Here is a 13,856-nt window from a genome sequence, read left to right as displayed (position 1 = left end):
GGATATGATGAGAATAGCCATTGCCGCGGCCCTGTGGCTGGGCCTGTCCGCGCTGTCTGCGGGCCATGTCCTTGCGGGCGAGGCCGGGGATGCCGTCTTTGCCGAGCGCGGCCCCTGGTCGCTGGACGGGCAGGAACTTCGCTGGACCGTCGAAGTCGAAGGCCCCGAGGCCGAGGGCTTTCAGCGCATCGACGACGGCAGCGTGACCCTGGCTCAGGCCATCGATCCGTCGGACCAGCAGCCGATCCTGCAACTGACCCAGAAGACGGACGCGCGGACGCGCCAGATCGGGCCTTTCCCGGTTTCGGGCGGGGATCCGGTGCTGACCTTCTTTCTGGAACAAACCTCCAGCCACATGGCGCGGCTGACCGGCGGCAGCCCCTATTATATCCGCAACCGCATCAAGGAGGCGCTGTTCCAGGGCGGTAAGATCACGCAGTCCGGCGACGGATCCGTGGCGACCTTTGCGCCCTTTGCCGGGGATCCGAATGCCGCCCGGATGGGCGGTTTCGAGACGCTGACCCTGACCTTCGTGCTGGATGATCCCAAGCAGCCGATTCGCGAATTGCGCGCCGAAGCCCCGGGCACGCAGCCGGGCTATCTCAACCGGATGGCGCTGCAATGATGGTGCGGCTTATCGCGCTTGCCCTGGCGATGGGCACGGCTGCCCCCGTTCATGCCCAGGCGGTCAACGATTATCCGACCAATGCGCGGGCCGAATATGTCTTTGCCTGCATGGCCACGAACGGCCAGACCCGCGATATGCTGGACCGCTGTTCCTGCGCCATCGACCAGATCGCCGAGGTGCTGCCCTATGACGGCTATGTCGAGGCCGAAACGGTTCTGCGGATGCAGCAGACGACGGGCGAGCGTGCCGGCATGTTCAAAAGCATGCCGCAACTGACCAATGTGGTCGCAGATCTGAAACGTGCCGAGGCCGAGGCCGAGATCCTCTGCTTCTAGAGCCTGTTGCATTCAATCGACCTCGTACCCTGCGGCTTTGAAGTAGTTGTAGCATTCCTCGTCGGAGAACAGATCGCAGACCTGGCCGACCGCAGCCCATAGTTGATCGTAGGTTCGCAGCAGAACGGCTACATCGAGTCCTTCAACGGCAGCCTGCGCGACGAATGCCTCAACGAGGAAATCTTCGATAGCCTGGCCGATGCCCGCCGCAAGCTGGCCCTCTGGCGATACCACTACAACGCTGCTGCATAACACCCATCTCTCTATGTTGTTGAGGGGAATAGGTTCTTCTGGTCGGGATGCGGTCCTGCGGGGTGTTTTGCCCTTTGCTTGGCCTCGAAAGCGACGTGTTGTGCCTGTGGTGTGGCAAGTTCGGACCGGCTGAAGAGCCACGGTCCGTCGGGAAGGGGATGATCGCCTTTGACCACTCCGGTCTCGGCCGCGATCCTCAATGTCTTCGCCGATATGCCGAGCAGGCGCGCAGCATCGGTTAGATTGAGCCACGGTTCGATACCATCGGGAGCTGGGCGGAAGACCGGGATCTTGTGATGCGAGCGGAGGGACGTGACCCGCTCGCGTGTCCAGCGGTTGCCATGGCCTGTCAGTAGGCCGTTTCGGTTGAGGATGCCGGCAATCAGATCGTCGGAGGCAATGAGCACCAGCTGGCGCACCGCGGCGATGGTCTCGGAAGCGGTGCTGTTGCGCTGACCCCGGCGCCGCTTCGGCAGGCGCAGCTCTGTATGCGCACCGCCGATCCAGTGGACCAGCAGAACGATCTCGGAGGCTGTATCGTCGAGATCGGCAACCACCTCCTGGATGACGGTGCGGACAATCCGCTTCTTGAGCCGGGCTTCCGTTGTCGGTGCCGCCCAGACCGCCCGAAGGTTCGTCCCAATTTTGCTGGTGTCGAGTGCCGCCAGGGAAGATGATCCTGGGGCGGCGGCATCGTGCTCCGCAATCCTGGCCTCGACCGTTGCGACTTGCGTGAGGGCACGGTTCCACCGCGTCTCCAACTCTCCGGCCACCAGCCGGTTCGCAGGATCGGCGGCATCGTATTGCCGGAATGCCCGATCGGCGTGGTAGCGGGCAGCCTCGAGATCGCGCACCAGAGCTTCGCGAACCTGATCCCGGCGGCTGGCAGCCTGCGTCTCGGCCTCCATGGCGGCAGCGATTGCTCCGGGTTCGACCACCCGCAGCAATGCCTGCTCAATGGCATCGTCGACCCGCAAGCCGCCGAAGGCAATGCAACGCGGCTCGCCGTTGTCGAGCAGACCCCGCCAGCAGGAATAGCGCGGGATGGTGTGATTGACGCCAGTGTAGCGGAGCGTCAGCTTGCGGCCGCAGCGCCGACAGCGCAACAGGCCGGCCAGCAGTGCCTCGCCGTGCTTGGGCGCTCCATGATGGCGGCTTGAGGGGACGTTATTGCTGACCATCGTGCGGATCGCTTCTGCCCGTTCCCAACTGACATAGCCTTCATGCGCTCCGGGCTTCAGCGCCAGCCAATCGCTGCGTGGCTTTCGGCGGCTGCCTGTTCGTGGAACGGTCGCATCGTGCTTCGGCATCACGCAAGTCTTACCATAAGCATAGGCGCCGCCGTAGACCGGATTCTCGACCATCCGATGGATGGTGGCATAGGTTGGCCGGCGCCAGACGACATCACCATTGGCGCGTCGGGCCGGCAGATCCAGACCATGCTCCAGGAACCAGAGCAGAGCCTGCCGTGCGCTGCCGAGCTCGGCCACCTTGTCAAAGACAAGGACGATGGCCTCTTGCACGCGCCGATCGGGATCCTTCTCCAGTCTGTCGCCGGCCTTCACAAAACCGATCGGGGCCGCGACGACCAACTCACCGCGTCGGGCCTTCTCGTATCGGGCGGCCAGTGAGCGTTGCCGCAGCAGGTCGAGCTCATACTCGTTGAGGCTGCCCTTCAGGCCGAGAAGCAGACGGTCGTTGCTCTGGCGTGGCGCATAAACGGCCTCCTGGTCAACCAGGACAGTGTCCACGACCCGGCACATCTCGATCAGCTGCTGCCAGTCACGGCTGTTGCGCGCGAAGCGGGACACCTCGCGTGCCGCAACCGCACCGACCTTGCCCAGGCAAACCTCGGCCACCATCCTGTCGAAACCGGCCCGTGTCACACCACCCGCAGCCGAGCGACCAAGATCGTCGTCAATGGTCTCGATGGAGGACCAGCCGAACGCCGTCAGCCGGTCGCGCATCGCATATTGCAGGGTGCTGCTCTCACGGTTGTGCAGCACCTGGTGCGTCGAGGATTGCCGCACGTAGAGGATCGCCTTGCGTTCCAGATGATGCGGGCCAATCTTCTCATGCATCATGTCCCGCCTCCTTCCGCTGCCTGTCCGCGCCGTCGGCGTGGTCGAGGATCAGGCGGGTCATCAACGTGGTCAGCGTCAGCCGCGCCTCGTCGGGCAGGCTCTGCCATTGCGGCGTTGGAAGCGATCCCGCGGCGCAGGGCGGATCGAAGAGGTCGAGTTGCTGCGGTGGCGTTCGGCGCGGCATGAGCATCTCCCGGAATTACCGATAGGGAGTTCGATGTTGCGCCCGAATCTCGCAATTCCGATGGCCTGTCGCGGGCCGCCACCGCGTCGTTCAGCACTGCCGCCAAGCCCGCCAGGGTCGCAATCGACGCAACCGGAGCAGACCTGAGGTGCCAGGATTGGCTGGTGGCCCGATCAAACATCCACGCGGGGATCTCCAGCCAGCGATCAGACGCAATGCCGGTCAGGCTACAACGGAATGCCGGCTGGCTGGCCTTCTCAACGACCGCGTGGACATAAACCTGTCGGCCGGCCCACGGATGCCACGGATAGAGAAGCTCACACTCATCAGTCCTGTGGGCGTTCTGTGATCGAGTTGTTCTCAACGACCGCGTGGACATAAACCTGTCGGCCGGCCCACGGATGCCACGGATAGAGAAGCTCACACTCATCAGTCCTGTGGGCGTTCTGTGATCGAGTTGTACAACGAAGACCGGCCCCATAGTGCGATCGGGTACAAGGTCCCGTTCACGCTGCATTATCCCGGCGACGCAGCCAGCGCTTCGTCCTGACCAAGCCGGAAAACTCCAGCATCCGGCGGTCCAGTTTCCAGGGGGCAGAGCAGGGGCGACACGCAAAAAGGTCATCGGTTTCAAGAATGCAGACGATATGGAGTAAAGAATGTTGCTTAAGAGCACCTAACGAAACCTTCGGATCTGGTTGAGGCAGATGAGGGCGCAGCCAAGGAGCACGAAGGCCCTCGTGGATGTCGGTGCGCCGCTCATAACGGATGGCGAGGCGGCAAAAGCAGTTGAGCCATGCCAGTGTCCGCTCGACGACCCAGCAATGCCGGCTCAGTCTTTCGCTGCTGTCGGCGCGCCGTCTGGCAATGCGGGGCGTGAAGGCGCGTTTTCGGCATTCGCTCCGGCAACGGTGATGATCCTAGGCCTTGTCGGGGTGGAGCGTGTCAGGGCCGACTACGCGGACGTCCACGACCGTGGCGCACTCCCGGCACGGCATCCAGAGTGGGTGCCAGCATCATGCTGTCGCGCCGGTTGGCCGGGCTCAGCCGCACCCCGAGCGGTGTGACCCGCCCATCGACCACAAGATGGCGCCTCAAACCCGGTTTGGCCGACGATCCTTGGGGTTCGGGCCTGTTTCAGCACCCCCCTTTTTCGCCTCAACGGCAGCGCTGTCGAGGAATGCGCGACTCCAGTCCAGTTGTCCCGCATCAGAAAGGCGCTTCAGAAGAACGCGGTGAAGCCTAGTCCCGACCCCGGCTGCCTGCCAGCCACGCAGCCTGCGGCCCACAGGTCATGCCGGAGCCAAACTCACGTGGCAGCATCTCCCGGGGAATACCGGAACGCAGAATGAAGATGATGCCGGTCAGGGCCAGTCGGCCATTGCATCAAGGGCAGCCGGCCTTTGGCTTCGGCCGCTTCCTTGGCAGAAGCGGCGCAATGGCCTCCCACAGATTATCAGATACAAGGGGTTTGCTCATGGCCTCTCAACGCATGAACAGCAGGTTTGTGAGACGCTCTAAAAGCAATGGGAGATATCTATGGCGTTGCTGCAGAACTCGCCCGAATGAGGATCACGCGGGTGCTGCTGTAGGGTAAGCATCCTGGCATGACGAAGCCTGAACCTGTCCGCTACCGCACGACGAACTGGACGTCCTGCAATGATGCTTTGAGGCGGCTCGGATCGCTGCTGATCTGGCTGGACAAGGACATGATGTGGCTGGAGAACAGGGCGGGGCGTCCCGGCCGCCCGCCTGTGTTCTCCAATGCGGTGATCCAGTTCTGCCAGATGGTAAAGGTGCTCTTTGGCATGCCGCTGCGGCAAACAACAGCCACGGTGGCCAGCATCCTCAAGATGGCCGGGCTCGACTGGCCGGTTCGGACTTCTCTACGGCTCAAGCCGCAGACAGAAGACGCTTGCCGTTCAGAGATCAAGACGCCGCACGTCAGGACCGCTGGACCTTCTGGTGGACAGCACCGGGATCAAGCTTTTGGGGTCAAGAGGCACCGTGGCCGCAGTGGGGCCGCGTAAGACCGATGAACGAGAATGGCTGGCGCGCAAACACGGCACGCACCGCAGGCGTCAATACCGCAAGGTTCATCTGGCGATGGATACAGGCACCGGTGACATCCGGGCGGTGGAGTTACCTCGAGCCGTGAGGATGACAGCGCGTTGCTGCCCGACCTGCTGGATAAGATCCCACCCGACGAACAGATCGGCACCGTGACTGGCGAAGGTGCCTTTGACACCCGGCGTTGCCATACGGCCATCCTGGATCGCGGCGGTACCGCCGTCATCCCCATCCGCAAGAACGGACGCCTGTGGACGGAAGACTGCTTCCAGCCTGCCCGCAACGACATCCTGCGGGCGAGCAGACGCTTCGCTCGGGCCAAATGGAAACATTGGTACGGCTATCGCGTCTGAAGTTGGATCGAAGTAAGAATGCGCTGCTTCAAATCCTTCGGCGAGCGGATTGCCTCACGAGACCCGGACAGACAAACCGCCGAAGTTTACCTCCGTGTTGCACTCACGAACCGCCTCAACGCACTCGGCATCGCCGAGATCAAGCGCGTGGCATAAGATCAGTGGGGTAAGGGGAACTCACCTCCAAAGGTGAGGTCTGCAACAATGCTTGTTCCGCGCAACATGGGTTCGGGCGCCCGCTTCGACTGTTCTGCGATCGGCGAAGCGGTAAACCTGGCCACGCGGCTGGAAGGTATGACAAAAGAGATAGGCGTCCCCCTGATCGCGGGCGAGGGGACCGCAGCGGCGCTTGGTCTGCAAGGGGGCCTGCGCCTGCTGGGCAATGCCAATGACCGGGGCCGCACAATCGTGATACAGATTTTCACGCTGGCATGAACCTGCGGAGCCAGCCCTCGTTCCACCAAGTTTCCTTCACGGCAACTCTGCTTTCCTCTAACCCGCGCGGCTTGCCGTCCGCCTTTGCCTGCGCCAAGGTGCCGCAAAACAAACTTGGGGACCGTGCCGATGAGATCTGGCCGTGCTGCGGCAAGCTTGGTGACCGCAATTGCCGCCGTGGCGGCGCTATCGGGCTGCGGGATGTTCGGAGGGCCGTCGGAACTCGAATGCATGGAGCGGGCGATGTATTTTGAATCCAACCGCTCCAGCCGGGACGGGATGGTGGCGGTGGGCAGCGTGGTGATGAACCGCGTCGAATCAGGCCGCTATCCCCGGTCCGTCTGCGGCGTCGTCGGGCAGAAGAACCAGTTTGCCCGCGGCGTGATGAAGCGCCGCATGGACGCGCGTTCGGCCCCGATGATCCGCAGCGCGGCCGTTTCGGTGTTGCGCGGCGAACGCCATCCTATGATCGGGGATGCCCAGTTCTTCCACACGGCCAGCTATCGCGCCAATTACGACAATATGCACTATGTGCTGACAACGGGCGGCAACGCCTTTTACGAGCGGCGCAAACCGGAACTGGTGCGCCAGCCTTTTCCGCTGCCCCCGATCGAGGGGATCACGGGGCGGTGACGCCACGGCCTTGACAGATCAGGCCGGCGCGGAATGTCGCGCATGGCGGTCTGGCGGGTGGAAGCACAGGAAAATCGGCGTATCATCGTGCCCTGCAACGCCGGGGCGTGACCAGAAAGCGTCGCCCGCTTGTCTGATGACTGTTGCCAGGTGTGTGTTTAACGAGATCGAGGCTGGAGAATGGCGCAACGGAGAAGATGTCTGAATGCTCGGCTGGTGGCTATGACCGCGATGGTCTGCCTTGTGGCAGCACAGGCAGATGCGCAGCAGAGCGAAGGAAGTTTTCCAACGGCACAGGAGATCTGGCGGCATCTGCCGGGAAGAACCATCGAAACCGCACCAGCACCAGCACCGGTACCCGAACCAGCACCCGAACCTCGCCCTGCCTCGCGGGTCGAGCGCCCTCCTGTGGACCGGCCCCGTGCTGCGGTTGCCGAAGCCGAGCCATCCCGGACCCTGGCCCAGGCCCGCGTCGTGATCCACTATCCCGAGCGAGGGGGATTTGAGCGTGCCGAGGAAATCGTCCGCCTTTTGCGGGCATTGGGCACCGCCGAGGTGGAAACGCGCCCGGTCAGGTATGCAGTGGAACGGCAAAGCATCCGCTATTTCCACGCCGCCGACCGAGAAGCATCCGCCCAGATCAGCCTGGCCCTGAGCGGAGGAGGGGGGGAAACCCCGTCCGACTTCACGTTCTTTCGGCCGTCGCCGCGCCGGGGCACTATCGAGATCTGGCTGCCGTGAACGCTGCACGACCGAGGCTCGGGGTGTTGAACCCCCGGCTGCCGATGTGCCCGCACTGCCCAGCCCACGCAGCCCCGGATCCTACAAGGACAAGTCCTCGAGGATTTCCGCGCGGACGCCTTTCAGCGGATCCTCATCATTGTGTCGCAGCAGATAATCATAGGCCGCATCGTGGCTGTCGAAGGGCATGGGGGCCTCGACGGAACTGAACTCTCGCCCCCCTCGTGACAGCTTCATGTGCGGCGCAGCGCCCATGGCAATGACAAACAGACCCATCCGATCTCTCCTTGGCGGTTCCTGTTGCAGAGGAAGGCAATCACCTGGCCCCCGCGACCAGCAACGCGTCTGGGCTGCCGCCGGCTCCAAACCCTGGGCAATGCAGCGCGTGATTCCTCCGAGCGCGCCGTTATGAACACGGCCCAAAGCGCCGTGGACGGCACCGTATTGACCCCGTCCTGCTGCTGCGCATGAATGGCGGCATGATTGATCATGACGCGACCCACCAACTGGCGGCCCTGCGTGCCGGAACACTTACCGCCCGAGAACTGATGGCAGAAACGCTGGACCGGATCGACAAGGCCAATCCGGCGATCAACGCCATCGTGGCGCTGCGCGACCGCGACACGCTGCTGGCCGAGGCCGAGGGGGCGCCGCCGGGTCCGCTGCAGGGTCTGCCCATGGCGATCAAGGATCTGGCCGAAACGGCGGGGATCGTCACCACCTATGGCTCGCCCGCCTTCCGCGACCATGTTCCGGCCGCCGACAGTCCGATGGTGGCGCGGCTGCGCAGGGCAGGGGCGGTGATCATCGGCAAGACCAACACGCCGGAATTCGGGCTTGGCTCGCACAGCTATAACCCGGTTTATGGCGTGACGCGCAATCCCTATGACCCCACGCGTTCCGCAGGCGGATCCAGCGGGGGCGCCGGTGCGGCCTTGGCCAGCCGCATGGTGGCGCTTGCCGACGGGTCCGACATGATGGGATCGCTGCGCAATCCTGCGGGGTGGAACAACGTCTTTGGATTTCGCCCCAGCTATGGCCTAGTGGCGAACGGTGGGCCGGGGGATATGTTCCTGGCGCAACTGTCCACGGAAGGACCGATGGCGCGGTCGATCCGCGACCTTGAACTGCTTCTGGCGATCCAGTCCGAACATGATCCGCGCCATCCGCATTCCAGCGGTCCCTATCGTCCCCAGGCACCGGGCCGAAAGCTGCGCATCGGCTGGGCGGCTGACTGGGGCGGTGCCTATTCGACCGAGCCGGGCGTCCTTGATCTTTGCGAGGCGGCAATGCGCGTGTTCGAGGGGATGGGCCACCAGGTCACCGCCATCCAGCCCCCCTTACCGGCCGAGGCGCTGTGGGAGGCCTGGACCACCCTGCGCAGCTGGACCATCGCCGGCAACCTGGAAGCCCTGCTGCGCACGTCGCCCGACATGGTCAAGCCCGAACTGCGGTGGGAAATCGAACGTGGCCTTGCCTTGTCCCCCGCAGATATCCGCCGGGCCAACACCATCCGGTCCGACTGGTTCCGCCGCACCGCCGGGTTGGAGGTCGATGTCCTGGCCCTGCCATCGGCGCAGCTTTTCGCCTTTGACGCCGACTGGTCCTGGCCGCGCGAGATCGCCGGAACCGTCATGGACAGTTATCACCGCTGGATGGAGGTCGTGGTGCCCGCATCGCTGACGGGGCTTCCCGCCCTTTGCGTACCGGCCGGATTTGGCCCGGCGGGCACGCCGATGGGCCTGCAACTGATCGGCCATCGCGGCCAGGATGCTGCGATCCTGAATCTGGGACGCGAATACGAGACGGCCACCACCTGGATCAAGCGCGCGCCAAGCCCCTAAAACCGGGACTTGGCGATCCTGTTTTGGGGACCGGGGCAATCTGACTTGGTGGTCCGTGCCACCTGCTATGTCCTGACGCCCTTTCCCAAGGCCGAAGCTGCTGCCATGACGCCCCAGTCAGAGCGACACTTCGCGCCTCTCGGCGTGGCGGCACAGCCAGCGCTGCACCTGCCATTCGGGATTGCCCTGCTGCCCGGGGGGCGATAACGGCCTGCCCGCTGATCATGCAGGTCATCAGAGAGACCTCTCGGTTATCGAAAAGAAGGGAGAAGTCCCTGCAAACCGGCCCGGTGGTCAGGCAGGCAGAGATCAAAAGTTCAATCATCACCACAATCCTTGAAAGCGACCGCCCGGATGACGTGACCGGGCCGGCCTGAAACGACATTGCTTGGAAAGCCGCAACCGGCCCGAAGGCCGATCCGGCATGGCTGGCATCATCCAGCCACGCGTTCAGGATCGGATATTCCCGTGCCTCGATCATCTATCAGGTGATGGATGCCGCATCATGGGGCCGCAATTCAGCCGGGCGGCAAGCAGGACCGTGGGTCGGGCGGCACCGTCGGTGCCCAGGCCTGCCCGACCATATCAAGCACCTGGGGCCAGTGGACATGGGCCACAAGTTCGCCTTCGTCCGGCCAGGCGACGCAGCGCCATTCGGGATACATGGCGCAGTATTCAAGCGCGGTTTCAAAGGGCGCGTTGCCGTCCTGATGGCCATGGATCAGGGTGACGGGGCAGGCGACATGGCCCAGGCCGTCGGGCCAGTCCTCGTGGAACAGCGGCACCTCGGCGCAAAAGGCGGTCTCGGACCAGGGCTCGGTGAAGAACAGCTTCTCGACACCGGCGTGAAAGGCTGCCGCGACCTCGGGATCAGCCATGGCCCGAGCATCGGCCGGGATGCGCGCCACAATTCCATGCAGATAACGGTCGAGACCATGGCAGGCGATCACGCCGCGCATGCTGCGCATCAGGAAAGGCAGCACCTTCGGGCTGTAGCGGGAACAGGTCCGCGTGAACCGGGCCACCGGGATCAGGCGGCGATGCTGGGCATCATTCAGGATCGGAAAGCCTGCACCGATGGCAAAGATGGCGCGCACCCGGTCCGGCGCAGCCTTGGCCAGCATCAGCGCAACGCGGATGTCGTCGCCAGGGGCGACCACGACCGCGGGCGGAAGGCGAAGCTGGCGCATCACGTCCTGCAGGTCGGCAACCGCAAGCTCCAAGGGGTGGCTGCCGGGCGGGGCGGGATCGCTGCCGCAATAGCCTGCGCGGAAGGGCACCAGCACCCTCAAGCGGCGTCGGGCAAGATCCGCCTCGGCGGCACGCGGCAGCCGCCACAGCCCATAGGTGGATTGCATCCATATCACCGGCCGTCCCGCCTGGTCGCCAAAGCTCATCACCTCGATGCGCCGACCGTCCGGCATCCTGAAGAATCGCTGATGGGGCTGGGGCATCGCAGGGGCTTGGTCCGGTTCTGCACCTGCCGGCACCGACTGCACCAGCAGGACTGCCAGGCGCATCAACTCGGCCTGATTGCGGGTGCCGGTCTTTTGCAGCACCGCGTGAAGTTGCGAACGCACCGTGCCCGTGCCCCGGCCGGTTGCGGCGGCAATGCCCGCAACGGTGCCGCCGCCGACCAGCAGGCGCATCACCTCGGTCTCGGCAGGGGTCAGCTTGAAGACGCGGGCCAGAAACTCCGGAACGGTCTGCGGCCAGTCAAGTTCGCTTGTCACCGCCAGCACGCGCCGACGGCTGCCCTCTCCCTTCATTGCCTTGAGATGCACCAGGACCGGATGGTCGAACCCGGCAGGGCGAAGCCGCAGGATATCCTCGGACAAGGTGCCGGCCGCGATCTCGGTCAGACGGGTTTCCAAGGCGTCGAGGTCGTCCCGGTCAACCGGCATCAGGCGGACGGAACAGCCCGGTCCCAGGCAGAAAAGGCGCCGGGCCGCATCGTTGGCCGCCAGGACCGAACCATCCGCCATCAGCACCATCGCGGCCCCCAGGATCGACGACAGCAGGTCGTTGGCCTGGCGCATCTCGGCCGCCTGCAGTTGCTCGAGGATCTGCAGAACCCCGGCAATCTGGCGGGCAAAGCCAGGACCGGCGAAGTCCGCAAGGCTGGGCTGGTTCAACCCGACCTGTTCCATCTGCGCATCCCAGGACGCGATCAGTTCATCGACGCGCTCGGGACCGACCGAGGCATCAAAGAGATGCTCGACCAGTTGCCAGGATTGAACCTTGCTTTCCATGGCCCCTCCCGGAAAACAGTGTCACACCCCAGGGCGGTCCGCTCAACCACCAATCGCGGGGATCGGCAGTCAGGCCGCGGGGGCCGCTCAGGCCAGAAGATCAAGTTCGCCAAAGGTCATGACGTTCGGACCCGAAAGGCTCCAGTTCTGGCTGCCTCTGACACCCAGCAGGACGATGGTCGCGTCGTTGCTCAGGGTCAGCACCGTATCGGTCCTGCCGTCGAAATCGACATCCGCCCGAAAGCTTGCATTCGCGTTGACCCGCAGCCCGTCGCCAAGCACCAGTTGGTCCTCTCCCACCCTGAAATCCCGGATGGTATCGGTGGCGGTGCCGTCTGCGGCGCGGAAGATGAAATAGTCGGTGTTCGATCCGCCCGCCAGCACATCGGCGCCCGATCCCCCTCGCAGCCTGTCTATCCCCGCCTCACCCCGCAGATAATCGGAGCCCGAACCTCCGTCGAGGCTGTCGTCGCCATATCCGCCATAAAGGTTGTCGGCCCCGTTCAGGCCGAGGATGATATCATCGCCGTCGCCGCCCCACAGCAGATCCTTGCTGCTTGATCCGGTCAGCCCGCCGCCGTCGTTGTCCGCAAATCTGATCGCCATGATGTCCTCCCTTAAGGCACAAGCAGTCGAGATCGACTCGGCGATCATGGGTCTGTGTGTCGGACGGCGCATCTATCAGGTGATAGACGCCGTGCCAGGATTCCTGGGGAATTTATGGCTGCCGCCAGAGTAACCTCAAACGTCGCAGGGCCTGGTCTGCAAACCAAGCCCTGCAACGTCTGTCTGCCCCTTGCGCACAACCGTCCCACGGCGCTGCGGCAAGGTGGCGGACCCCGGTCAGGCGGGGGTCAGGGCCGCGCCTCCAGGATCAGGTTGAAGGGCGTCTGGGTCGCCTTGCGGATGCGCGAGAAGCCTGCTTCGCGGCAAACCTGCGCCAGCCGCGCCTCGCCCGCCTGCGCACCCAGGACATGCGTGCCTTCCTCGGAAATGGCATGAGCGCAGCACAGCCAGGTCGATCCGGTGTAATAGATCCGCCCGATCGGGTTCAGGTTCTCCTCTACCCGGTCCGATGCTGCCGGTTCGACCAGCATCAGCGTGCCGTCGGGGGCCAGTGCCTCGCGCGCGCGCCGTGCCGCCTCGACCGGAAAGCCCAAGTCGTGCAGGCAGTCGAAGAAGCAGATCAGGTCGAAGACCCCTGGCAGCGGCGCCCTTGCATCGGCCAGCAGGAACTCTACCCGGTCCGACAGCCCCGCCTGCTGCGCATTGGCGCGCGCGGCAGTGATCGAGGCGGGATGGGTGTCGATGCCCAGAAAGCGGCTGTTCGGGAAAGCCTCGGCCATCAGAAGGGTCGAATGCCCATGCCCGCAGCCGATATCCGCGACCCGCGCGCCCGCCTGCAGCCTTGGCACCACGCCTTCCAGCGATGGCAGCCATTCCGGCACCAGGCTGGCGCGATAGCCGTTGCGGAAAAAAGCCGCGACGCCGCAATGCAGTCTGCCATCGTGATCGCCCCAGGCCACGCCCTTGCCGGTCCTGATCGCCTGGGCCGTCTGTGCCGCATCGGCCCAGGCGGCGGCGACGACGTCCCAGATAGCGGGCATGAAGACCGGGCTGGTATCGTCGGCCAGGATCGCTGCCTGCTCGGGCGTCAGTTCATAGGTCTGGCTGGCGGGATGATAGGCAACGTATCCCCCTGCCGCCTGTCCGTTCAGCCATTCGCGCACATAGCGTTCCGCGCAGCCGGCAACCTGCGCGACCTCGTGGCTGGTCATCGGCCCCACGCCCGCCATGGCCCGGTACAGGCCCAGCCTGTTGCCGATGGCGATCATCACGCCACCATATCCCGCGCCAAGTTCCGAGACAGCCTTGCCGACCAGATCATCCAGCCGGGCCATGTCGATCGTCTGCTTGTCCAGTGCCATGGTTCATTCCTTTCCAGAAAACACCCCCGCATCATTGCGGTTGCCGGGTTGGCGAACGAGTGCGAGACTGGCCACAAAGGGTCCGCATCGGTCAGGAGCGGCGGATGGGCGGGGGTG

General features: G+C 64.3%; 12 protein-coding genes and 3 pseudogenes. 8 read left to right on the top strand and 7 right to left on the bottom strand.

Going from position 1 to position 13,856, the window contains the following annotated elements; genetic code table 11:
- Positions 1-4 precede the first annotated feature (4 nt).
- From Q5701_RS15300 to Q5701_RS15285, 3 genes and pseudogenes are all read left to right on the top strand, one after another.
- A complete protein-coding gene (locus Q5701_RS15300) occupies positions 5-625 on the top strand; it encodes a hypothetical protein (protein WP_306751856.1) in 621 nt (206 codons plus the stop codon).
- A complete protein-coding gene (locus Q5701_RS15295) occupies positions 625-963 on the top strand; it encodes a hypothetical protein (RefSeq protein ID WP_306755426.1) in 339 nt (112 codons plus the stop codon). Before Q5701_RS15300 ends, Q5701_RS15295 begins: the two co-directional genes overlap by 1 nt.
- Before the next feature lie 117 nt (positions 964-1,080).
- Positions 1,081-1,203: pseudogene (locus Q5701_RS15285) on the top strand (integrase core domain-containing protein); the annotation flags it as partial.
- 23 nt (positions 1,204-1,226) lie between these two features.
- Here Q5701_RS15285 and Q5701_RS15280 read toward each other — a convergent pair.
- The 3 genes and pseudogenes from Q5701_RS15280 to Q5701_RS15270 all read right to left on the bottom strand — a co-directional run bounded on the left by Q5701_RS15280 (position 1,227) and on the right by Q5701_RS15270 (position 4,962).
- Positions 1,227-3,299, bottom strand: a complete 2,073-nt coding sequence (locus Q5701_RS15280; RefSeq protein ID WP_306751855.1) for a recombinase family protein — start codon at positions 3,297-3,299, stop codon at positions 1,227-1,229.
- The gene (locus Q5701_RS15275; RefSeq protein WP_306609868.1) at positions 3,289-3,483 is read right to left on the bottom strand and encodes a hypothetical protein; all 195 of its coding nucleotides are present in this window, start codon (positions 3,481-3,483) and stop codon (positions 3,289-3,291) included. Before Q5701_RS15275 ends, Q5701_RS15280 begins: the two co-directional genes overlap by 11 nt.
- Before the next feature lie 676 nt (positions 3,484-4,159).
- Positions 4,160-4,962, bottom strand: a pseudogene (locus tag Q5701_RS15270) (IS5 family transposase).
- Positions 4,963-5,090: 128 nt separating this feature from the next.
- On the opposite strand from Q5701_RS15270, the pseudogene Q5701_RS15265 reads away from it, so the two are divergent.
- From Q5701_RS15265 to Q5701_RS15250, 4 genes and pseudogenes are all read left to right on the top strand, one after another.
- Positions 5,091-6,062 (top strand): annotated as a pseudogene (locus Q5701_RS15265) (IS5 family transposase).
- A gap of 48 nt (positions 6,063-6,110) precedes the next feature.
- On the top strand, positions 6,111-6,341 hold the full coding sequence (locus Q5701_RS15260; RefSeq protein ID WP_306751853.1) for a hypothetical protein: 231 nt from the start codon (positions 6,111-6,113) through the stop codon (positions 6,339-6,341).
- Positions 6,342-6,470: 129 nt separating this feature from the next.
- The gene (locus Q5701_RS15255) at positions 6,471-6,974 is read left to right on the top strand and encodes a cell wall hydrolase (protein WP_373568557.1); all 504 of its coding nucleotides are present in this window, start codon (positions 6,471-6,473) and stop codon (positions 6,972-6,974) included.
- Positions 6,975-7,382: 408 nt separating this feature from the next.
- Complete coding sequence (locus Q5701_RS15250; RefSeq protein WP_306751851.1) at positions 7,383-7,715, top strand: hypothetical protein; 333 nt, start codon at positions 7,383-7,385, stop codon at positions 7,713-7,715.
- 81 nt (positions 7,716-7,796) lie between these two features.
- Here the strand turns inward: Q5701_RS15250 and Q5701_RS15245 are convergent, their stop codons facing one another.
- Entirely contained in the window at positions 7,797-7,991 is a 195-nt protein-coding gene (locus Q5701_RS15245; protein WP_234855670.1) for a hypothetical protein, read from the bottom strand.
- 203 nt (positions 7,992-8,194) lie between these two features.
- On the opposite strand from Q5701_RS15245, the gene Q5701_RS15240 reads away from it, so the two are divergent.
- Complete coding sequence (locus Q5701_RS15240; RefSeq protein ID WP_306751850.1) at positions 8,195-9,559, top strand: amidase; 1,365 nt, start codon at positions 8,195-8,197, stop codon at positions 9,557-9,559.
- A gap of 518 nt (positions 9,560-10,077) precedes the next feature.
- On the opposite strand, the gene Q5701_RS15235 is transcribed toward Q5701_RS15240, so the two are convergent.
- The 3 genes from Q5701_RS15235 to Q5701_RS15225 all read right to left on the bottom strand — a co-directional run bounded on the left by Q5701_RS15235 (position 10,078) and on the right by Q5701_RS15225 (position 13,739).
- On the bottom strand, positions 10,078-11,811 hold the full coding sequence (locus Q5701_RS15235) for a LuxR C-terminal-related transcriptional regulator (RefSeq protein ID WP_306751849.1): 1,734 nt from the start codon (positions 11,809-11,811) through the stop codon (positions 10,078-10,080).
- Between the two features lie 87 nt (positions 11,812-11,898).
- Positions 11,899-12,417 carry a calcium-binding protein gene (locus Q5701_RS15230; RefSeq protein ID WP_306751847.1) on the bottom strand — a complete coding sequence of 173 codons (519 nt, stop codon included), beginning with the start codon at positions 12,415-12,417 and terminating at the stop codon, positions 11,899-11,901.
- 248 nt (positions 12,418-12,665) lie between these two features.
- Positions 12,666-13,739: a class I SAM-dependent methyltransferase gene (locus tag Q5701_RS15225; protein WP_306751846.1), complete on the bottom strand. Its 1,074-nt coding sequence runs from the start codon at positions 13,737-13,739 to the stop codon at positions 12,666-12,668.
- Positions 13,740-13,856: the final 117 nt, after the last annotated feature.

This window comes from Paracoccus actinidiae, from assembly GCF_030863885.1.
In the GTDB taxonomy this organism is placed as follows: domain Bacteria; phylum Pseudomonadota; class Alphaproteobacteria; order Rhodobacterales; family Rhodobacteraceae; genus Paracoccus; species Paracoccus everestensis.
This window is presented reverse-complemented; position numbering and strand designations above follow the sequence as displayed.